Origin of the sequence: Sphingomonas kyeonggiensis, assembly GCF_030812785.1 — a bacterium.
GTDB lineage: Bacteria > Pseudomonadota > Alphaproteobacteria > Sphingomonadales > Sphingomonadaceae > Sphingomonas > Sphingomonas kyeonggiensis_B.
This window is the reverse complement of record NZ_JAUSTJ010000002.1, coordinates 69318-88507: the sequence shown is the minus strand read 5'-3', so window position 1 is coordinate 88507 and position 19190 is coordinate 69318. Positions and strand designations below refer to the sequence as shown.

Here is a 19190-nt window from a genome sequence, read left to right as displayed (position 1 = left end):
AGGGAGGGAGCCGACGCAGTCGGCGGAAGGGTGAGGGTCGAGAGGTCAGTCTACCCTCACCCTTCCCACTCGGCTTCGCCTCGCGGGCCCCTTCCCGCTCCCAGCGGGAGCGGGAGATTTATTGACCCAGAGCCCCTCCCCCGCCACTCTCCGCTCCATGCGCATCCTAGCCCTAGCCCCCCTCGCCCTGATCGCCCTCCCCGCCCAGGCCCAGGAAAAGCCCGACCCCGCCCGGCTCAAGGCGGATGTCGAGAAGCTGGTGAGCTTCGGCACCCGCCACACGCTTTCCGATCCCGACAATCCCACCCGCGGCATCGGCGCCGCGCGCCGCTGGTTCGCCGCCGAGCTCTCGAAGATCGGCGACCAGTGCAACTGCATCGAAGTCGCCAATATCGCCCGCAGTTTCACTGGCGATCGCGCGCCCAACGGTGTCAATATCGTCGACGTGCTCGGCTTCCAGGCCGGCACCGATCCCAAGCGGGTCGTCATCCTGATGGGCCATATCGACAGCCGTGTGACCGATGTGATGAACGCCACCGCCGACGCCCCCGGCGCCAATGACGACGGCTCGGGCACTGCTTTGGTACTCGAGGCGGCGCGGATCCTGTCGAAGCAGAAGTTCAAGGCGACGATCGTCTATGCAGCGCTGTCGGGCGAGGAGCAGGGCCTGTATGGCGGCCAGTTGCTTGCCGAGACCGCCAAGGAGCGCGGCTGGACGATCACCGCCGTCCTCAACAACGACATTGTCGGCAACACGGTCGGCACCAACGGCCAGAAGGTCGCCGACCGGGTCCGCGTCTTCTCCGAGACCTTTGGCGAGAATGAAGAGCCCAAGGCGTTGAAGGGCCTGCGCGCCGATGGCGGCGAGGATGACGGCCCGTCGCGTGCGCTCGCCAAGGCGATCGACCAGGTCGCCGGCACCGTCCCTGCCGGGCTCGATGCCTTCCTCGTTCGCCGGCCCGACCGGTTCGGCCGCGGCGGCGACCACACGCCCTTCCTCCGGCTCGGCTATCCGGCGGTGCGCTTTTCGGTCGGCGTCGAGAATTACGACGCCCAGCACCAGGACCTGGTCCCCGGCAAGGGCGACACGGTCGACAAGATGGACTTTCCCTATCTCGCCAAGGTGACCGCGCTCAACGTCGCGACGATCCGCCGCCTCGCCTCGGCTCCGGCCGCGCCGGACAAGGTGACGATCGGTGGCGCACTCGCCGCGGATACCTCGGTGAAGTGGACCGCGGTGCCGGGCGCAGCCAAGTACCGCATCCACTGGCGCCGCGCCGACGCGCAGGACTGGACCAGCCAGCGCGACGTCACCGGCACCGAGGCGAGCCTCAAGGGCGTGGTGGTGGACGACAGCTTCGTCGGCGTCTCGGCGATCGGCGCCGATGGCAGCGAGAGCCTGGTGACCTTCGGGCGGCGCTGAGCCTTTCTCTCAAAAACCCTTCTCCCATTGGGAGAAGGGAGGGGCCCACCGCCGAAGGCGGTGGGAGGGATGAGGGTAGCAGGCCTCAAGCCTCGACGCCCATGGACAGGTCGCCCTCACCCAACCCTCTCCCAAAGGGAGAGGGCTTTAGAGCGTCTTGCAAAATAGGATTTCGCCTGCTGGGCTCAGCCGTCTTCCGACCGCTCTTTGACCCGTAGGAAATATAGGAATCGCCGCATGCACGGAGGTTGCGCCGCAAGCGTCGCGCTCCCCCTTAGGTGCACGATGTTCGCAGTCTTGGGCGCCGAAAAACCCGCTCTAGGCGTGTACTTCGTGTCCTTTGCCGAGTCGCCCCAGCCTGGCAGCGTAGGAACTCAGCGGCAGCCGCAGACGCAGCACTTCACCACCGGCGCGCGGTAGCGCCGCACCGGCGCCTTGCGCAGCACGCGGCGCGGGGCCGAGCGGACATAGGTCGCGCGGCTCTCGATCACTTCCTCGGTCACCGTAGTGGTGGTCGTGGTCGCGCCGGGGATGACGATCACGGTCGTGCCGACCGGGGCGCCATAATAGATCGCGCCCGCCTGGTAGCTGCCGCCGCCCTGATAGGCATGGCCCGAGCCGTAATAGCCCTGGACCTGTGCCGCCGGCGGTGCACCGATCGCACCAGCCGGCGGCAGACTCCCCCTGGAGTAACCGTCATAATAGTCGTTCGGGTCGACGGACTGGATCGGCTCGCGATAGCCGGCGCCCGCGCTCGAATAGCTGTAGGAGTTCGAGTAGCTGCCGCTCGCATCGGACCAGGCATCTGCATCGGCCCAGCCGATCCCGCTCACCGAGTCCCACACGTCGCCGCCGTCGTCGACCAGCACGGCATCGTCATAATAGCGCACCCAGAAATAGCCGGTGGGCGGCGCGGCGAGGCCCCAGCTCAGATAGTCGGGGATGCGGAAGCCGCTGCCCATCCAGTAATTGGGCAGGTGATGGCCGCGGCCGAGTCGGCGATAGCCACCCCAGCCGCCGGGCGCCTGGGCGCCGGCATACCAGCGGCCATTGACCATCCCGCCCCAGCGATTGCCGTCATGCCGGGCGACCTGGCCATGGCCCCGCGGCGGCAAGGCGTTCCAGCGGCCATTCTGCCAGACGCGCGGGCCGGCGGTCGGCACGCCCGGGCGGCCATGGACGACCGGCGGCGGGCCGGGGATGTGCGGGGGGTTGGGCGAGACGCGCGGAGGCGGCGGCATCGGCACGCTGCGGCCATAGGTGCCGCCGGGCGCCGGGATCGGACCGCCGCTGCCGCCCCAGGTCGGGCCGGGCGACGTCACCTGCGCAGCCGCCGGCAGGGCTGCCAGGAGCGCCGTGGCCATCAGGGCCGGCTTGATCAGGTGACGCATCATACACTCCTTCGCCATCCAGGAGCCCGCGTCGCTCCCATGGTTGACGAAGAATTAAACCCCGTGCGGGGCCGGCGCCACTTTTGCCTATGCTTAACGGAGTCCCGATCCGGGTCAGCCGACGAGTCTGGGACCCAGGATCCGCATCAGCGCCTCGCAGCCCGCCGCGTCGCCGGCATCGAAGCGTGCCGGATTGGGGCTGTCGAGGTCGAGCACGCCGATCAGTTCGCCCTGGACGACGATCGGCACGACCAGCTCCGAGCGGCTGGCCGCGTCGCAGGCGATATGGCCCGGGAACGCGTGAACGTCCTCGACCAGCTGGGTCTCGCGGGTCGTCGCGGCGGCACCGCACACGCCCTTGCCGAACGGGATACGGATGCAAGCGGCCTTGCCCTGGAAAGGTCCCAGGACGAGCTCGTCGTTCACGTTGCGGTAGAAACCGGCCCAGTTGAGGTCGGGCAGATACTGCCAGATCAGCGCCGAGACATTCGCCATGTTGGCGATCGCGTCGGGCTCGTCGGCGGTGAGCGAATCGAGCGCGGCGGCGAGGTCGCGGTAGAGCTCGGTCTTGTCGGTGGTTTCGATGTCGAAGGCGTACATGGGCAGCCATGTAGGCGATCCCGGGCGCCAGCGGGAGGGGTCAGTGCAGCATGCGCGGCAACCACATCGCCATCACCGCGCCGAAGATGCCGACTCCGGCCGCTAGCGTCAGCAGCCCGAGCCCTGCGGCGGTGGCGAAGCGCGACAGCGGCCCCCGGCGCTCGGCGGAGAGGTAGAGCTCGAGCATGGCGAGGGGGACGAGATAGCAGCCGAATGCCCAGGCTCGGACGAAGGGCCCGTCGAAGCCGGGCCCGATGCCGACCGGCCCGCGATTGGCGAGGATCCAGAACATCAGCCCGACACGGAAGAACCATACGCCGCTTGCTAGGGTGAAGGTCCGGAGCGCCCAGCGGCGATGCTCGGCGAAGCGGCGCATCCGGGCGAATCTCCAGGCCATGAGCGCCGCGCCGACGATCATCAGCCCGTTCAGGCTGATTCCGATCCGCAGCGACGGCCCGCCCGCCGTGCCGCGGGTCCACACCATGTAGAGTCCGCCCAGGCTGATCAGCAGCGCGGTCAGCATGTAGATGCGACCGTTCCAGCGGTGCAGGCGCGGATGATGGCGGCGGATCCAGGGCAGGAGCTGGGCCGGGCCGCCCAGCGTGATGACCGCGGCGAGCAGCAGGTGCGCGGCAAGGACGATGTTGCCTGCGAGCCCGCCCGGGACATAGCCGCCGACCAGCACCTTGTTCCACCGCTCGAAGTCGCCCTCCGCCGCCGCGCGGCCGTAGAAACCGGCGATATAGGCGACGAAGGCGAGCTGGCCGATCGTGGCCACGACGAACCAGAAGATGGCGGAACCCCTGAGCGCCTTCACGCTCCGCGCGGCGACTGTCTTCTCGGCCATCTTCCCTCCCGGACTTGCCAGCAAGGGCCTACTCCGGCGAGACTGGCCGCGGACATGACCGCGCCGACCCGAAAGCATGACCCTGCACGCCAGCCGGCGCCGACCGTTTCGGCGGGCTATGCCGGCTATCTGTGGCGCTTCGCAGCGGCACGCGGCGCCGACGAAGCCGAGCTGGCGCGCCGGTCGGGGATCAACGCGACGGAACTCGCCGATCCCGACACTCGCGTGCCCTTCGCCCGCTACGAGGCGCTGATGCGCGCCGCCAAGGAGCTGTGCCGCATGCCTTCGCTCGCGTTGCACCTGGGCGCCGGCAACGACTTCCGCGAATTCTCGGTGGTCGGGCTGATCTGCTATGCCGCGCCGACCATGGGCGAGGCGCTGGCCGAGCTCAACCGCTATGGCCGGCTAGTCGCCGAGGTCGATCTGGCGATGGCGGGGCCGCGCTTCCGGATCGAGCAGCGCGACGGCGGCATGTGGCTGACCGACACCCGCGCCGATCCCGATGCCTTCCCGGAGATGACCGAGGCAACCTGGGCGCGCTTCATCGGAGAGACGCGCCGCCACTTCCCCGACGCGCCCTTCGCGCTGGCCGTCCATGTCACCCATCCCGCACCGGCGCATGCCGCCGAGTATGAAGCGGTATTGGGAACTCCTGTGGTGTTCGGCAGCGTATACAATGCGATCCGGATCGACCCGTCCTGGCTCGGCATCGAGCTGCACAATCCCAGCCGTTACGCCTTCGGCGTGCTGAGCGAGCGCGCCGACCGGCTGATGCACGAGCTGGAGAGCGCGAAATCGATGCGCGGCCGCGTCGAGGCGGCGCTGATCCCGATGCTGCACAAGGGCGATGTGGCGATGGAGACGGTCGCCCGGAAGCTCGGGCTGAGCCAGCGCTCGCTCCAGCGCCGGCTGAGGGAGGAGGATGCCGGCTATGAGGCGCTGCTCGATGCGCTGCGCCACCGCATGGCGCTGAACTATCTGAGCGGAGGCCGGACCTCGGTGAACGAGACCGCCTATCTGATCGGCTTCTCCGACCCCAGCGCCTTCTCCCGCGCCTTCAAGCGCTGGACGGGCACGAGCCCGCGCGGCTGGGTGGAGCGGGAAGGCTAGTCCAGCCGCACCTTGCCGCGCCCGGCCTTGACCTGGCTCCGGCCCTTCTTCTCGTCCACCCGCCGGGCCTTGGCGGCCTTGCTCGGCTTGGTCTTGATCCGCCTGGCGTCGCGCTCATGCGCCTTGTCGATCAGCTCGATCACCCGTTCCCGGGCATCGGCGCGATTGGCTTCCTGGGTGCGGAACTTGCGGGCCGTGATCACCAGTTCGCCGCCGCTGGTCAACTTGGTGCCGGCCAGCGTCTTGAGCTTCTGATAGGCATAGGGTGCGAGGCCGAGCTTGAACACGTCGATGCGCAGCTGGACGGCGGTCGCCACCTTGTTGACGTTCTGCCCGCCCGGTCCGGTCGAGGCGAGGAACTTCTCCTCGACGATCGCCTCGTCGGGCAGCTCAGCCACGGCCGAAGCCCGCATTGTGGAAGCGCACCGGCAGCGGCGCGGTGGCGTGGATGTCGGGCTTGCCCTCGCGCGGCACGGTCAGCTCGACCGCGTGGAGCATCATCGCCGGCCCGCCCTGGCCATAGACCGGGTCGCCCAGCACCGGCACGCCCAAGCCCTCGGCGGCATGGACGCGGATCTGATGGGTGCGGCCGGTCTCGGGATAGAAGGCGACCAGGCTCTTGCCGTCCTTGCGCTCCATCACCTTGTAGCGGGTGATCGACGGCTTGCCCTTGGGATCGCCGATCATCCGCCAGCCTTCCTCGCGAGTCGAGACCTTGCCGAGCGGCAGGTCGATCGTGCCGCTGTCTTCCTTGGGTTCGCCGTCGAGGATGGCGAGGTAGCGCTTGGTAACGGCGCCCACTTCGAAGGCTTGGGCGAAGCGCTTCATCGCCTTGGGATTGCGCGCGAGCAGCAGGCAGCCGCTGGTGTCGCGGTCGAGCCGGTGGACGGGCAGCGGCAAGCGCTGGAAGCCGAAGGTGAGTTGGTCGAGCAGGTCCTCGACGCTTTCGGCGCGGTCCCGCGGGCGATCAACCGGCAGCCCGGCGGGTTTGTCGATCACCAGGGCTTCGCCATCGATGAAGAGCACGCGATCCTTGAACATCGCCCGCCCATGCCACCGCCGGCGCCCGAGCGCCAGCGGTGGTGGATTCTCAGCTCAGCGCTGGAAGCGGATCGAGCAGGTCGACTGGCGCCCCTGCACGGTGGTCCGCCAGTTGCCGGTCCATTCCGCGCGCATGTCGCGGGCCTTGTTGCGGCACTTGGTCTCGGCGTCGCGCTGGTTCCAGATCGGGCCTACCTCGATGTCGCGGATCACGCCGCCCGAGCCCCAGCCGCCGCCGTCACCCGGGCGACCGCCGCCGGGACGATCCCAGCCGCCGTCACCGGGACGGCCGCCGCCGGGACGATCCCAGCCACCGCCGCCACCCGGGCGGCCGCCGCCCGGACGGCCCCAGCCGCCCTCGCCCCAGCCGCCGCTGTCGCCCCAGCCGTTCGAACGGCGCGGATCGACGTCGGTGATGCGATAGAGCAGGCGCGGGCCGCCGGTGCGCGGAATGCCCGAGATCACGCCGCCGCGGATATCGAGGCGCACGCGGGCGCCGCGCGACGGATCGTAGAGGTTGACCGCGTCGCGGTTGCGGTTGGTCTCGTCGAAGCGGTGGATCAGCGTGCCGTCATCGGCGAACTCGACCCAGCGGCCGGGCCGGGTCTCGACAAAGGCACCGCCGCCCGAGTGACGGACCCGGCCGGCATTGTTGCCGTCCACCCGCTGCATGGCGCCTGGCGCGGCGGGATTCGGTGCCGGAGCGGCCGAGGCGGTGGCGCCCATCAGCGCCGCGGACAAGGCTAGGCAGGAAATTCGTGCGAGCATGGTTCATTCTCCCCTGGCTGCAACTAGGGTCGATATTTGACCCGATCGAGACAGCTGCGCAACGATTCAGCGATGCGCATGGTTGCGTGACCTTTTTCGCTTGAACCGCGTTTGAACGGCGATGCCCTTCCGGCAGCGTGATGGGGTTGCCTATGCGTGTCCCGGTCCTCGCCCTGCTTCTGCTCGCGCCGCTGGCGGCCCGGGCCGAGGAGGACACGCCGCCCCCGCCGGCAACCGCCTCCGTCGCCAGGCTGTTCAATCACCTGCTCTATGGCGAGATGGGCGCGGCCGAACTGCTCCCGGTTCCCAGTCTGCCAGGCTGTTCCATGGCCCGCGAGGCAGTGTTCGATGTCGAGCGCTTGCTGGCCGCCGCCCGGGCCGAAGGAATCGAATTGGGCGCCGTCTCCTGCTTCCGCTCGATCCAGCACCAGCGCCGGGTGTTCTGCGCGGGCGCCGGCAATTGCGACACGGTGGCGGCGCTGCGGGCGCGCTTCGTCGCACCGCCGGGATATAGCGAGCACGCCACCGGCTATGCGATCGACTTCGTCCAGCGTGGCGGAGACTGCCGCGCGGTCGAGCAATGCTTCTTCCTCACGCCCGGCGGCCAATGGCTGATGCGCCACGCGCCGGCATTCGGCTTCGAGATGTCGTTCCCGGCGGGCAACAAGCAGGGTGTCGGCTGGGAACCCTGGCATTGGCGCTGGGTCGGCGCGCCCGCGGCCCGCGCCCGCTTCGCAGCGGCCCAGGCCAGCTTCCCTGCCCTGCCGGCCGCACCGCACATAAAAACGGCGGCCGGACCCGAAGGTCGGCCGCCGTCCCTGGAGACCGCGCCAGGAGGGGGAATTTACGCGGTCTCGGCTTCGCGGTGGGGAGCCGCGATCTTGTTGGCCAGTTCGGCGACCTTGCGGCCCTGATAGCGGGCGCCTTCCAGCTCGACCTCGCTCGGCTGGCGGCTGCCGTCGCCATCCGCGATGGTCGTCGCGCCATAGGGCGAGCCGCCCTTCACTTCGTTGACGCCGCCCTGGCCCTGGAAGCCATAGTCGAGGCCGACGATGTTCAGGCCGAAGTGCAGCAGGTTGGTAATGATCGAGAAGAGCGTCGTCTCCTGGCCGCCATGCTGGGTCGCGGTCGAGGTGAAGGCGCCGCCGACCTTGCCGTTCAGCTGGCCCTGGAACCAGACGCCGCCGGCACGATCCCAGAAGCTCGCCATCTGGCTCGCCATCCGCCCGAAGCGGGTTGGCGCGCCGACGATGATGCCGTCATAGTTGGCGAGTTCGTTGACGTCCTCGAGCACCTCATGGCTGTGATCGACCGCGAAGCCGGCGGCCTGCGCCACTTCGAACGGCGCAGTCTCTGGAACGCGGCGGACATCCACCACCGCACCGGCGCTGCGCGCGCCCTCAGCGACGGCGTCGGCCATCTTCGCGAGGTGGCCATAGGACGAGTAGTAGAGCACGAGAATCTTGGACATGATGGTTTCCCTTCCTTGTTATTCGCTGTCGACCAGGACGATCTCGGCGTCCTCGATTGCGGTGATGGAGTAGGTCTTGCCGCCGGCGAGCGCGGCTCCGTCTCGGGCATTCACCCGCTCGCCGTCGATCTCGATCGTGCCGGCTGCAGGCACCAGATAGGCGTGCCGATTGGCACCCACTTGGTGGGTCACGCTCTCGCCGGCCTTCAGCGTGGCCCCGAGCACCCGGGCATCGGCCCGGATCGGCAGCGCGTCGCTGTCATCAGCGAAACCGCTCGCCAGGGTGACGAACTTGCCCGAGCGATCGCCCTTGGGGAAAGGCTTGGCGCCCCAGCTCGGCTGGCCACCCCGCTCGCGCGGCATGATCCAGATCTGGAAGAGCGTCGTCGTCTCCGGCTCGAGATTATACTCGGCATGACGCACGCCGCTGCCTGAGCTCATCACCTGGACATCGCCGGCCCCGGTGCGGCCCTTGTTGCCCATCGAGTCCTGGTGGGTGATCGCGCCCTTGCGGACATAAGTGATGATTTCCATGTCCTGGTGCGGATGCGGCGGGAAGCCGGCCCCGCCGGCGATCTCGTCGTCGTTCCAGACGCGGAGCGCGCCCCAGCTCATGCGGCTCGGATCATAATAGTCGGCAAAGCTGAAATGATGCCGTGCGTTCAACCAGCCATGGTCGGCATGGCCGAGCGTATCAAAGGGTCTCTTGTCGATCATGGGGTGTGAACCTCCTGTGTTGAGCAGGAAGATAGGGCAGCGGATCGCGCCGTAAATGGAAACGTTGGAAACCGATCGTTTCGAAACCCTTCCGTTCGGCGGCAAAGCTGCTAGACTGGGCAAGTCCACAGCCGAAAGCAGCCGTCATGCCGCATCCGCTTCGTCGACTTCCGCTCCATGCCGCACTTCTCGCCTCGCCCGTCCCCGCACTGGCCCAGCAGGCTCCGGTCCCGGTCACCTGCCCCGCCGCTGCGTCTGCCGATGCCGATGGTCAGAGGGATTTCGACTGGGAGATCGGCTCCTGGACGACCAAGCTCAAGCGCCTAAAGAGCCCGCTGTCCGGATCGACGACCTGGCTCGAATATGAGGGCACGACCGATGTCCGCCCGGTGATGGACGGGCGCGCCAATCTTGTGGAACTCAAGGTCGCAGGCCCCGCCGGCCGTATCGAAGGCGCGTCGCTGCGGCTGTACAATCCCAAGGCCCGCCAATGGGCGCTCCATTTCACCGGCGCGGGCACGGGCGTGCTGACGCCACCGACGATCGGCGCCTTCCGTGGCGGCTGCGGCGAATTCTATGCGCAGGACAACTGGAACGACCGCGCCATCCTGGTACGCTTCGTGATCTCGGACATCACGCCCAATTCCGCACGGTTCGAACAGGCCTTCTCCGCCGATGGCGGCAGGAACTGGGAAGTGAACTGGATCGTCATCGATACGCGGCGCGCATGAACGACCGCCGGAGACCCAATCAATGAAGCTACCTGATTTCGAGGCCTGGGCCGTCTTCGCCGCGGTGGTCGAGCACCGTTCCTTCTCTGGCGCGGCGGACGCGCTGGCGGTTTCCAAGGCGACCGTATCCAAGGCGATCACCCGGCTGGAGGGGCGTCTTGGCACCACCCTGTTCCACCGCACCTCGCGCCGGCTGACACTCACCGACAGCGGCCGCAGCCTGGCGGACCATGCCCAGCGCATCCTCAACGAAGGCCAGGCAGCGGAAGAGGCCGCCTTCGAATCCGCGAGCGCGCCCGCCGGACTGGTCCGCCTGGCCGCACCGCTCACCTTCGGCATCCAGGCGGTGTCCCCGGTGCTGGCGGACTTCATGAAGCTCTATCCGGGCATCAAGGTCGAGCTGCGCCTGTCCGACGCGTTCATCGACATCGTCGGCGAGGGCATCGACATCGCGCTGCGCATCGCCGAGCTGCCCGACAGCTCGCTGCGCGCCCGCCGGCTGGGACCGGTCGTGTCGCACATCGTGGGTTCGCCCGACTATTTCGACAAGCATGGCCGCCCGCGCCATCCCGCTGACCTCGCCCACCACGCCTGCTTCGCCTATACCAACACCGCAAATCCCGACGTCTGGCGCTTCCGCAAGGCGGGCGGCGAAGAGGCCGCGGTGCGTATCGACGGGCCGATCCGCACCGACAGCGGCGATGCGATGATCCCCGCTTTGTGCGCCGGCCTGGGCATCGCACGGCTGCCGGACTTCCTGATCGGGCAGGAGCTCGCAAATGGTAAACTGGAGGCGGTGCTGGAGGACTGGTCGGTCAGTGCTGCCGGCCTGCATTTGTTAACGCCGCCGGGCACCTTGCGCCCCGCACGCGTCGAGGTGCTGATCGAGTTCCTGTCGGACCGGCTGCGCAAAACCTGTGGGGAATTCCACCGGAATGACTCGACTCCGTAACGGTTCTGAGTCCTCGCATAGGTAGATTCCCTACGACTCGTGGAGTCAGGCCGGTTAGGGAGAAATTAACCTTTTGCCTTCAGACACGCTTAGGTTAATGAATCGTCCGAGGCATGCCTTTCATTGGGGCAAGGCAGCCTGCGGGCAAGGGGACTTTGACGATGCGCGTGCTGCTGATCGAAGACGAGCCGAGCACTGCCAAGGCGATCGAGCTGATGCTCACGACCGAGGGCTTCAACGTCTATACGACGGACCTCGGCGAGGAGGGCTTGGACCTGGCCAAGCTCTATGATTACGACATCATCCTGCTCGACCTGAACCTGCCCGACATGCACGGGTATGACGTCCTGAAGAAGGTCCGCGTCGCCCGCGTGCAGACGCCGGTGCTGATCCTTTCGGGCATCAACGAGATGGATTCCAAAGTGCGTTCGTTCGGCTTCGGTGCCGACGACTACGTGACCAAGCCCTTCCACCGCGAAGAGCTGGTTGCCCGCATCCATGCGGTCGTCCGCCGCTCGAAGGGCCATAGCCAGTCGGTCATCCGCACCGGCAAGCTGGCGGTCAATCTCGACGCGAAGACGGTCGAGGTCGACGGTGCCCGCGTGCACCTGACCGGCAAGGAATATGCGATGCTGGAGCTGCTCTCGCTCCGCAAGGGCACGACGCTCACCAAGGAAATGTTCCTCAACCACCTTTATGGCGGCATGGACGAGCCCGAGCTCAAGATCATCGACGTGTTCATCTGCAAGCTGCGCAAGAAGCTGAGCATGGCATGCGATGGCGACAATTACATCGAGACCGTCTGGGGCCGCGGCTATGTGCTGCGCGAGCCGGACGGCGCCGAGGAGCACGAGCCGGTTTCGGCCGTCGCCTGACGCACAAGTTCTACGGGGGTAGAAGAGGCCGCGGTCCGCAAGATCGCGGCCTTTCCTTTATCGGCGCTTCGCCTGCTTGCGGCGAGCGATGGCATGGCGCTCAGCCGCTTCGAGCAGCGCCGCCAGGTCCTCGGGGCTGATGTCGAAGGTCTCGTGCGCTTCAGCGAGCGCCGCGTCGATATCCTCGGCCAGGATGCGTGGGTCGGCAGGGACGGGCACCGGGCGGTGCGGATAGCTGTGCCCCGAATAGCGGTGGAAGACATAGCCGACCAGCACGAGCAGGAGCGCGTTGAGCCCGCCGGGCACCAGCGCGAACCAATAGCCCTTGGCCAGCAGCTCGGGGCTCCCCACCACCGCGAGCAGTGCGCAGCCGCCGCCGGGCGGGTGCAGGCAGCGCAGCACCGACATTGCGACGATCGACAGCCCGACCGCCACCGCCGCGGCAAGCGCGCCGTGGCCGAGCGTCTGGGCCGCAAAAATGCTGCAGGCGACCGACACGATCGTGCCGCCGATCACCGGCCAGGGCTGGCCAAGCGGGCTCGACGGCACTGCGAACAGGATTACCGCCGAGGCGCCGATCGGCGCGGCGAGGAGCAAAGCGGCATGCTGGCCGGCGACCAGCGTGCTGACATAGCCGGCAATGCCGGTGGCGAGCGCCGCGCCCAGTGCGGCGACGGCCCGCTCGCGCCAGTTGGCGCCCGCCAGCAGGCGCAGCCTCAGCAGTGCGGCAGTCATCCTACTTCTTCACATAGACCCGCGCGCCGCCGACCCAGGTCTCGAGCACCTGGGTGCGGCGCAGATCGGCCGGGGCGGCGAGCAGCGGGTCGCGGTCGACGATGATGAAGTCGGCGCGCATGCCCGGTGCGAGGCGGCCGATCAGGTTCTCGGCGAAGCCCGCCCAGGCGGCGCCAGTGGTGAAGCCCGCCCAGCCCTGTTCGCGGGTCACCGCCTCCTCGATCCGCCAGCCGCCGAACGGCTGGCCATTGGCGTCGGTCCGGGTGAAACTCACTGCCCAGCCGGCCCACGGATCGGGGCTCTCGACCGGATAGTCCGAACCGAAGGCGATGTGGGTGCCGTCCTTGAGCATCGTCTTCCAGGCATAGGCGCCCGCCAGCCGGTCCTTGCCCAGCCGCGCCTCGGCCATGTTCATGTCGCTGGTCTGGTGGACCGGCTGCATCGAGGCGATCACGCCCAGCTTGGCGAAGCGCGGCAGGTCCTTGGGATCGACGATCTGGGCATGCTCGATCCGCCAGCGGCGATCGTCCTTGTAGGTGTCCGACAGCACCTCGACCGCATCGAGCACCTGGCCATTGGCGCGGTCGCCGATTGCATGGACGGCGATCTGGAAGCCGTCCATCGCGCCGCGGGTCATCAGGTTGAGCAGCTGGTCGTCGGTGAGGAAACCCAGGCCCTTGTTCCCCGGCGCGTCGCTATAGTCGGCCTTGAGCCAGGCACCGCGGCTGCCCAGCGCGCCATCGGCATAGAGCTTGATCCCGCCCATCCGCAGCTTGTCGCCATAGAGCCATGGCGTGGGCCCCTGCCCCGCCACCTGCAGCGCCGTCTCGACGCCGTGCGCATAGCTCATGATCCGCATGCGGAGCTGGCCGATATCGGCGATGCGGCGATAAGTGAGCCAGTCGTCGGTGGTGGTGCCCATGTCGGCGCTGGCGGTGATGCCGAGCGAAAGCAGCCTGTCCTGCGCGGCGAGGAAGGCGGCGTTCCTCTCCCGGGGCGTGGGCTTGGGGATGAACTTGTCGACCAACCCCATCGCGCCATCGACGAACACGCCCGCCGGCGCCCCCTTGGCGTCGCGCTCGATGCGGCCGCCATTGGTGTCCTTGTTGGCGGCGGTGACGCCGGCGATCTGGATCGCGCGGCTGTTCGCCCAGGCGGCATGGCCATCGACCCGCTCGAGCCAGACCGGCCGGTCGCTCACCACCTTGTCGAGCTCCGCGGCGGTCGGAAAGCGGCCGAGCTTCCAGGTCTCCTGGTTCCAGCCGCCGCCGAGGATCCACTTGGTCGGGTTGGCGTCCGCATAGGCCTTGATCTTGGCCAGCGCCTCTTCGAGCGAGGTGGTGCCCGACAAGTCGAGCAGCATCAGCTGCGAGCCCAGCCCCATGACATGGCCATGCGCGTCGATCATGCCGGGGAGCATGGTCTTGCCGCCCATGTCGAGCTTCCACTCGACCTTCTTGGGCCGCTTGTCCTCGCGGGTCAGGATCTGGGTGATCTTGCCGTCGCGGTTGAACAATATGCCGGTGAAGCGGACCACGTCGCCCTTCTCGTCCAGCGTCATGCCGTTGACATTGTCAATCAGCCCGTCCGCCAGGGCGGCAACGGGCGCGAGGAGGAGGGCGAGCGCGGCGAACGGCCGCAGGAGGCGCTTCAGCATGGCCGCAGGGCATAGGGCCTGTTCCCCCGCCGCGCCAGATGGCGCGCCTTCATGCCCCCTGAACATGGCTCTGGTTGCAGAAGCGTGGTTTCCCCTCGCCGCGAGATGGTCTAGGCGGGCGATTCTATGGCCACCAAGACCCTCCCGGCGAACACGCCGCTGTCCGTTTCGATCGATGACGTCCGAGCCGCGCAGAAGCGCGTCATGGGACAGATCGTGCGGACGCCGACGCTGGTGAGCAAGACGCTGTCGGAGCTGACCGGCGCGACGGTCTACCTCAAGTTCGAGAACCTGCAGTTCACCGCCGCATACAAGGAGCGCGGCGCGCTCAACACGCTGCTCCAGCTCGACGAGGCGGCGCGCGCCAAGGGCGTGATCGCCGCATCGGCCGGCAACCATGCCCAGGGCCTGGCCTATCACGCCACAAGGCTCGGCATCCCGAGCACGATCGTGATGCCCAAGAACACGCCGATCGTGAAGGTCACCCAGACCGAGCATCACGGCGCCAACGTCATCCTGGAAGGCGAGACGTTCGACGCCGCCTATGCGCACAGCCGCAAGCTCGAGGCCGAGCATGGCTTCACCTTCGTCCATCCGTTCGACGATCCCCGCATCATCGCCGGCCAGGGCACGGTCGCGCTCGAGATGCTCGAGGACGTGCCGGAGATCGACACGCTGGTGATCCCGATCGGCGGCGGCGGCCTGATCTCGGGCTGCGCGACGGTCGCCAAGTCCGACGGGCGCAACATCGAAGTGATCGGCGTGCAGGCCGAGCTCTACCCGTCGATGTACAACCGGGTGCACCACACCGACATGCCCTGCGCCGGCGACACGCTGGCCGAGGGCATCGCGGTGAAGGAGCCGGGCGGCATCACCTCGAAGCTGGTCGAGGCGCTGGTCGACGACATCATGCTGGTCAGCGAGCGCCGGCTGGAAGAGTCGGTCAGCCTGCTGCTCCAGATCGAGAAGACCGTGGTCGAGGGCGCCGGCGCCGCCGGCCTGGCCGCTTTGCTCTCCGAGCCGCAGCGCTTCAAGGGCCGGACCGTGGGCATCATCCTGTGCGGCGGCAACATCGACCCGCGGCTGCTCGCCTATGTGCTGCTGCGCGACCTCGCCCGCTCGGGCCGGATGGCGCGGCTGCGCATCCGCCTGCAGGACCGGCCGGGCGCGCTCTACAAGGTGGCGCAGATCTTCGAGCAGCTCTCGGTCAACATCCTCGAGCTGTCGCACCAGCGCATCTTCACCAACCTCCCCGCCAAGGGCCTGAGCCTGGACGTGGAGTGCGAGACGCGCGACCGCGACCATCTCGACCGGCTGATGACTGCGCTGCGCCGCGCGCAGTACGAGGTGCAGCTGGTCGAGCTGGCCTGACGTTTCCTATCCAGGCGCGCGGCGGGACTCGGCAAAGGACACGAAGTACACGCCAAAGCCTGGTTTTTCGGCGGCCAAGATTGCGAAGGTCGTACACTGAAGGGGTGGTGTGGCGGTCGCCGCGCAGCATCCGTGCGCGCGGGCGATCCTATATTTCCTACCGGTCAAAGAGCGGTCCGAAGACGGCTGAGCCAAGCAGGCGGAATCCTATTTTGCAACAACGCAAAGCCCCTCCCCTTCAGGGGAGGGGTTGGGGTGGGGGCTGTCAACGCGCCCTCGGTCTCGGTGAGATACATGCCCCACCCCAAACCCCTCCCCTGAAGGGGAGGGGCTTTAGAGGGCTTAATCCCAGCGACTCGGCAGGAGTCCGCGAGTCGCGATAAACCGACGAAATGAATCGCACGTGCGACGAACCGAGTCGTCGCTGGATTCACACGATTCACCGCCTTCGATATGATCGATGCACCAGGCAGATTTCGCTTTATCGGCAGCGCATCCCGCGGCCCGATGGTTAACGCACCCCCTCTCCGAGGAAGTGGTGAATCGTTAACTCTCTTTCATGGTAAAGCAGCTTTTCATCCTTCGAGAACCGCAGCATAGTCCCTTGCATCGGGCCAAGGTTACGGCCGGAGCAAAGGGGCATTTGGGGTGACTGCACTTTCCCGTTTTCCGCGGTTCTTCGTCACCAGCCCCTCGCCCTGCCCCTATCTGCCGGGGCGCCAGGAGCGGAAGATCTTCACCGAGCTTTCGGGACAGCATGCCGGCGAGTTGAACGACGCGCTGGGCCGCATCGGCTTTCGCCGCAGCCAGTCGGTCGCGTACCGGCCGAGCTGCGCGGGCTGCACCGCCTGCGTCTCGGTCCGCGTCGTCGCCGACGAGTTCAAGCCCAATGCCAGCCAGCGCAAGCTGCTGAAGCGCCATTCGGACCTGGAAATCACCGCCTGCAAGCCCTGGGCGACCGAGGAGCAGTTCGCCCTGCTTCATCGTTACCTCAGCGCCCGCCATCCGGGCGGCGGCATGGCGGCGATGGACGAGAACGACTATGCCGACATGGTCGAGCAGTCGCCCGTCAGCTCGTACGTGATCGAATATCGCGAGCCTTCGGTGAACGGCGAGCGCGGCCGCCTGGTCGGCGCCTGCATCACCGACCAGCAGGCCGACGGCCTGTCGATGATCTACAGCTTCTTCCTGGCCGATGAGGAAAGCCGCCCGGGCCTAGGCAACTTCATCATCATGGAGCACATCCTGCGCAGCCAGGCCGCCGGCCTGCCCTATGTCTATCTCGGCTATTGGGTGAAGGGCAGCGAGCGGATGGCGTACAAGACGCGCTACCGCCCGATCGAAGTGCTCGGCCCCAATGGCTGGACGCTGCTCGAGGACGAGGACATGGCCGTCTCGATGCCGGTGCCGGCGAACGCTTCGGCCTTCGCCTGATCCTTAGATCCTCCTTCGCACAGCGGGGGAGGTGGCGCGCGCAGCGCGACGGAGGGGGAAACCCGCTCTCCATATGGGCGTCGCTTGAGGCCAGACCCCCTCCACCACCGGCTTCTCCGGCGGTCCCCCTCCCCCGCTTCGCGAGGGAGGATTTTATTCCTCCACCCCCAGCTGATCGACGTGGAGATCGACGGCCAGTTGCTCCTGGCCCTGGCCGATGCGCATCCCGCCGGTCGCCGCGGCGCCGCTAGCATCGAGGCCGATCGCGACGCGGACATAGGATTCGTCGGGGCTGAGGCCGGTCGAGGGATCGAAGCCGACCCAGCCCAGCCCCTCGACCTGCGCCTCGGCCCAGGCATGCGGGGCCGAGCGGGCGGCTTCCTCGGCGCGGTAGCCGGAGACGTAGCGCGCCGGCACCGCGAGGCCGCGCGCCGCGGCGATGAACATCTGGGCGACGTCGCGCGAGCTGACCTTACGGCTGCCTTCGAATGCCTTGGCGGCGGTGCAGCCGGCATCGGGCAGGTCGGGCACGCAGGGGAAGCGCTGGTGGAGCGCGGCGTTGAGCGCGTGGAGCTGCTCCAGCGGATCCCTGCCGGCGCCGATGCTGTCCGACGCGAAGGCGAACAGCGCGTCGCTCGCCTTGGTGCGCGGGGTGGCGCGCAGATAGTAGAGCGGCGGCAGCGACTCGGCGCTGCCCCGCACGACGCCGCTGGACTCGCTGGTCAGCACCTCGCCGGTGACGGTGATGTCGAGCGCCTCGATCGGACCTTCGGCATAGAGCATGGTCACTGCATTGCCATAGCCGTCGCTCGCGTCGCGCAGCCTGGCGTCGCAATCGACGCCGACCAGCCAGCTCACCACCGTCTGGTCCTGGGTGTCGCAGGGGGTGAGGCGCAGCATCTGGACGATGCGGGCCTGGGGCTCCGAGAAGCGATAGGTCGTGCGGTGCTCGATCGCGATGCGCATGCCGGCTCCTAGATGAACCTGAACTGCCGGGCGATCGCGCCGTCGAGCAGGGCGTTCTCGCCGACAAAGGCCTCGAGATGCTCGTGCAGGCCGGAGACGATCACGTCATGGGTCCGCGTCTTCTGCGCGCGGGCCATGCGGGCGCGGGCCATGCGGTCCGCCTCGCCCTGCAGCCCGGTGCGCTTGGCAAGCGCGTTGAGCAGCGCCACGACTTCCTCGACACAGGCGGCAAGGCTGCGCGGCAGCTCGGCGCGGCTGATGAGCAGGTCGATGACGTTCGCCGGCTGGAGCCCGTCATTGTAGAGCCAGCGATAGGCGTTCACCGCGGAGACGGTCTGGAGGATCGTGTTCCACTGGTCGCGATCGACCACGCCACCGACCTGCTCGCCCTCGGGGAGGAGCAGATGGTATTTCACGTCGACCAGCCGCGCGGTGTTGTCCGCGCGCTCGATCGCGGCGCCGAGCTGGATCAGCAGCGTCGCCTCGTTGCGCATCATCCGGTGGATCGCGCCTTCGAAGCCGCGGGTCTCGCCCTTGACCTGTTCGAGCAGGTTGAGCGTCGCGGTGGCGCCGCCGGTGGTCTGGCGGTTCTGGAACAGCAGCCAGGCGCGGTTGATCGCCGTCCAGGCCTCGCGGGTGAGCGCGGTGCGCACCGCGCGGGCATTGTTGCGCGCGCGGTCGAGGCAGCGGACGATCGAGCCGGGATGGCTGTCGTCGAGGGTGAGGAAGCGGGCGACCCTGGCCTGGGTCAACTCATCGCCGGTCAGGGCGAAGGCCTCGTCGGTATAGGTGACGGCGAGCGCGCTCTGCCAGGCGGCCTCGCCGGCCGGGCGGGTGGAGAGCGCATCGAGGCGGATCGTCGCCTCGACAAGCCGGGCGATGAAGTCGGCACGCTCAAGATAGCGGCCGAGCCAGTAGAGCGCGGCGGCAGTGCGGGAGAGCATCAGCATGGGAAATCCTCCCTCGCGAAGCGGGGGAGGGGGACCACGACGCGCAGCGGCGTGGTGGAGGGGGCCTCACCACGAGCGGGGCGCCAGTGGCCATGCCCCCTCCACCACCGGCTTCGCCGGCGGTCCCCCTCCCCCGCTCTGCGAGCGAGGG

The 19190-nt window shown here is 68.0% G+C and carries 20 protein-coding genes; 8 read left to right on the top strand and 12 right to left on the bottom strand.

The window, feature by feature from the left end:
* Positions 1-157 precede the first annotated feature (157 nt).
* The gene (locus J2W22_RS09875) at positions 158-1423 is read left to right on the top strand and encodes a M20/M25/M40 family metallo-hydrolase (RefSeq protein ID WP_307119560.1); all 1266 of its coding nucleotides are present in this window, start codon (positions 158-160) and stop codon (positions 1421-1423) included.
* A gap of 374 nt (positions 1424-1797) precedes the next feature.
* Here J2W22_RS09875 and J2W22_RS09870 read toward each other — a convergent pair whose 3' ends face one another.
* The 3 genes from J2W22_RS09870 to J2W22_RS09860 all read right to left on the bottom strand — a co-directional run bounded on the left by J2W22_RS09870 (position 1798) and on the right by J2W22_RS09860 (position 4261).
* Entirely contained in the window at positions 1798-2814 is a 1017-nt protein-coding gene (locus J2W22_RS09870) for an RcnB family protein (protein WP_307118104.1), read from the bottom strand.
* Between the two features lie 114 nt (positions 2815-2928).
* On the bottom strand, positions 2929-3414 hold the full coding sequence (locus J2W22_RS09865; RefSeq protein ID WP_269574408.1) for a GAF domain-containing protein: 486 nt from the start codon (positions 3412-3414) through the stop codon (positions 2929-2931).
* Positions 3415-3454: 40 nt separating this feature from the next.
* Positions 3455-4261 (bottom strand): DUF2306 domain-containing protein, encoded by an 807-nt coding sequence (locus J2W22_RS09860; RefSeq protein ID WP_307118103.1) that lies wholly within the window; start codon positions 4259-4261, stop codon positions 3455-3457.
* A 54-nt stretch (positions 4262-4315) separates the two neighbouring features.
* Here J2W22_RS09860 and J2W22_RS09855 point away from each other — a divergent pair, with 54 nt between their 5' ends.
* Positions 4316-5371, top strand: a complete 1056-nt coding sequence (locus J2W22_RS09855) for an AraC family transcriptional regulator (RefSeq protein ID WP_307118102.1) — start codon at positions 4316-4318, stop codon at positions 5369-5371.
* On the opposite strand, the gene arfB is transcribed toward J2W22_RS09855, so the two are convergent.
* The 3 genes from arfB to J2W22_RS09840 are packed head-to-tail and all read right to left on the bottom strand — an operon-like array spanning position 5368 to position 7180.
* A complete protein-coding gene (gene arfB / locus J2W22_RS09850; RefSeq protein ID WP_307118101.1) occupies positions 5368-5769 on the bottom strand; it encodes an alternative ribosome rescue aminoacyl-tRNA hydrolase ArfB in 402 nt (133 codons plus the stop codon). The genes J2W22_RS09855 and arfB overlap by 4 nt on opposite strands.
* Complete coding sequence (locus J2W22_RS09845) at positions 5762-6412, bottom strand: RluA family pseudouridine synthase (RefSeq protein ID WP_307118100.1); 651 nt, start codon at positions 6410-6412, stop codon at positions 5762-5764. Before J2W22_RS09845 ends, arfB begins: the two co-directional genes overlap by 8 nt.
* Before the next feature lie 54 nt (positions 6413-6466).
* On the bottom strand, positions 6467-7180 hold the full coding sequence (locus J2W22_RS09840; protein WP_307118099.1) for a mannan-binding protein: 714 nt from the start codon (positions 7178-7180) through the stop codon (positions 6467-6469).
* A gap of 152 nt (positions 7181-7332) precedes the next feature.
* On the opposite strand from J2W22_RS09840, the gene J2W22_RS09835 reads away from it, so the two are divergent.
* On the top strand, positions 7333-8094 hold the full coding sequence (locus tag J2W22_RS09835) for a M15 family metallopeptidase (protein WP_307118098.1): 762 nt from the start codon (positions 7333-7335) through the stop codon (positions 8092-8094).
* Here J2W22_RS09835 and wrbA read toward each other — a convergent pair.
* Together wrbA and J2W22_RS09825 are read right to left on the bottom strand one after the other, a co-directional pair.
* Positions 8025-8651, bottom strand: coding sequence for an NAD(P)H:quinone oxidoreductase (gene wrbA / locus J2W22_RS09830; protein WP_307118097.1), 627 nt, complete (start codon positions 8649-8651; stop codon positions 8025-8027). The genes J2W22_RS09835 and wrbA overlap by 70 nt on opposite strands.
* Before the next feature lie 18 nt (positions 8652-8669).
* Entirely contained in the window at positions 8670-9368 is a 699-nt protein-coding gene (locus tag J2W22_RS09825; protein ID WP_307118096.1) for a pirin family protein, read from the bottom strand.
* A gap of 146 nt (positions 9369-9514) precedes the next feature.
* Between J2W22_RS09825 and J2W22_RS09820 the strand changes: the two genes are divergently transcribed.
* The 3 genes from J2W22_RS09820 (at position 9515) to ctrA (ending at position 11926) form a co-directional block, all read left to right on the top strand.
* A complete protein-coding gene (locus J2W22_RS09820; RefSeq protein ID WP_307118095.1) occupies positions 9515-10099 on the top strand; it encodes a hypothetical protein in 585 nt (194 codons plus the stop codon).
* A gap of 22 nt (positions 10100-10121) precedes the next feature.
* The gene (locus J2W22_RS09815; protein WP_307118094.1) at positions 10122-11051 is read left to right on the top strand and encodes a LysR family transcriptional regulator; all 930 of its coding nucleotides are present in this window, start codon (positions 10122-10124) and stop codon (positions 11049-11051) included.
* Between the two features lie 161 nt (positions 11052-11212).
* Positions 11213-11926 (top strand): response regulator transcription factor CtrA, encoded by a 714-nt coding sequence (gene ctrA, locus J2W22_RS09810; protein ID WP_307118093.1) that lies wholly within the window; start codon positions 11213-11215, stop codon positions 11924-11926.
* A 57-nt stretch (positions 11927-11983) separates the two neighbouring features.
* Here ctrA and J2W22_RS09805 read toward each other — a convergent pair whose 3' ends face one another.
* Together J2W22_RS09805 and J2W22_RS09800 are read right to left on the bottom strand one after the other, a co-directional pair.
* Positions 11984-12661, bottom strand: a complete 678-nt coding sequence (locus tag J2W22_RS09805) for an HPP family protein (RefSeq protein ID WP_307118092.1) — start codon at positions 12659-12661, stop codon at positions 11984-11986.
* A gap of 1 nt (position 12662) precedes the next feature.
* Positions 12663-14318: an amidohydrolase gene (locus J2W22_RS09800; RefSeq protein ID WP_307118091.1), complete on the bottom strand. Its 1656-nt coding sequence runs from the start codon at positions 14316-14318 to the stop codon at positions 12663-12665.
* 126 nt (positions 14319-14444) lie between these two features.
* Between J2W22_RS09800 and J2W22_RS09795 the strand changes: the two genes are divergently transcribed.
* Together J2W22_RS09795 and J2W22_RS09790 are read left to right on the top strand one after the other, a co-directional pair.
* Positions 14445-15689 carry a threonine ammonia-lyase gene (locus J2W22_RS09795; RefSeq protein WP_307118090.1) on the top strand — a complete coding sequence of 415 codons (1245 nt, stop codon included), beginning with the start codon at positions 14445-14447 and terminating at the stop codon, positions 15687-15689.
* A 648-nt stretch (positions 15690-16337) separates the two neighbouring features.
* The gene (locus J2W22_RS09790; protein WP_307118089.1) at positions 16338-17123 is read left to right on the top strand and encodes an arginyltransferase; all 786 of its coding nucleotides are present in this window, start codon (positions 16338-16340) and stop codon (positions 17121-17123) included.
* A 153-nt stretch (positions 17124-17276) separates the two neighbouring features.
* Here the strand turns inward: J2W22_RS09790 and J2W22_RS09785 are convergent, their stop codons facing one another.
* Positions 17277-18089 carry a transglutaminase family protein gene (locus J2W22_RS09785; RefSeq protein ID WP_307118088.1) on the bottom strand — a complete coding sequence of 271 codons (813 nt, stop codon included), beginning with the start codon at positions 18087-18089 and terminating at the stop codon, positions 17277-17279.
* Positions 18090-18097: 8 nt separating this feature from the next.
* Positions 18098-19033, bottom strand: a complete 936-nt coding sequence (locus tag J2W22_RS09780) for an alpha-E domain-containing protein (RefSeq protein ID WP_307119559.1) — start codon at positions 19031-19033, stop codon at positions 18098-18100.
* Positions 19034-19190 lie beyond the last annotated feature (157 nt).

Bases quoted from the DNA above. Each gene is read 5' to 3' on its own strand.
- J2W22_RS09875 (WP_307119560.1), top strand. From the start codon at position 158: ATGCGCATCCTAGCCCTAGCCCCCCTCGCCCTGATCGCCCTCCCCGCC.
- J2W22_RS09870 (WP_307118104.1), bottom strand. From the start codon at position 2,814: ATGCGTCACCTGATCAAGCCGGCCCTGATGGCCACGGCGCTCCTGGCA.
- J2W22_RS09865 (WP_269574408.1), bottom strand. From the start codon at position 3,414: ATGTACGCCTTCGACATCGAAACCACCGACAAGACCGAGCTCTACCGC.
- J2W22_RS09860 (WP_307118103.1), bottom strand. From the start codon at position 4,261: ATGGCCGAGAAGACAGTCGCCGCGCGGAGCGTGAAGGCGCTCAGGGGT.
- J2W22_RS09855 (WP_307118102.1), top strand. From the start codon at position 4,316: ATGACCGCGCCGACCCGAAAGCATGACCCTGCACGCCAGCCGGCGCCG.
- J2W22_RS09845 (WP_307118100.1), bottom strand. From the start codon at position 6,412: ATGTTCAAGGATCGCGTGCTCTTCATCGATGGCGAAGCCCTGGTGATC.
- J2W22_RS09840 (WP_307118099.1), bottom strand. From the start codon at position 7,180: ATGCTCGCACGAATTTCCTGCCTAGCCTTGTCCGCGGCGCTGATGGGC.
- J2W22_RS09835 (WP_307118098.1), top strand. From the start codon at position 7,333: ATGCGTGTCCCGGTCCTCGCCCTGCTTCTGCTCGCGCCGCTGGCGGCC.
- wrbA (WP_307118097.1), bottom strand. From the start codon at position 8,651: ATGTCCAAGATTCTCGTGCTCTACTACTCGTCCTATGGCCACCTCGCG.
- J2W22_RS09825 (WP_307118096.1), bottom strand. From the start codon at position 9,368: ATGATCGACAAGAGACCCTTTGATACGCTCGGCCATGCCGACCATGGC.
- J2W22_RS09820 (WP_307118095.1), top strand. From the start codon at position 9,515: ATGCCGCATCCGCTTCGTCGACTTCCGCTCCATGCCGCACTTCTCGCC.
- J2W22_RS09815 (WP_307118094.1), top strand. From the start codon at position 10,122: ATGAAGCTACCTGATTTCGAGGCCTGGGCCGTCTTCGCCGCGGTGGTC.
- ctrA (WP_307118093.1), top strand. From the start codon at position 11,213: ATGCGCGTGCTGCTGATCGAAGACGAGCCGAGCACTGCCAAGGCGATC.
- J2W22_RS09805 (WP_307118092.1), bottom strand. From the start codon at position 12,661: ATGACTGCCGCACTGCTGAGGCTGCGCCTGCTGGCGGGCGCCAACTGG.
- J2W22_RS09800 (WP_307118091.1), bottom strand. From the start codon at position 14,318: ATGCTGAAGCGCCTCCTGCGGCCGTTCGCCGCGCTCGCCCTCCTCCTC.
- J2W22_RS09795 (WP_307118090.1), top strand. From the start codon at position 14,445: ATGGCCACCAAGACCCTCCCGGCGAACACGCCGCTGTCCGTTTCGATC.
- J2W22_RS09785 (WP_307118088.1), bottom strand. From the start codon at position 18,089: ATGCGCATCGCGATCGAGCACCGCACGACCTATCGCTTCTCGGAGCCC.
- J2W22_RS09780 (WP_307119559.1), bottom strand. From the start codon at position 19,033: ATGCTCTCCCGCACTGCCGCCGCGCTCTACTGGCTCGGCCGCTATCTT.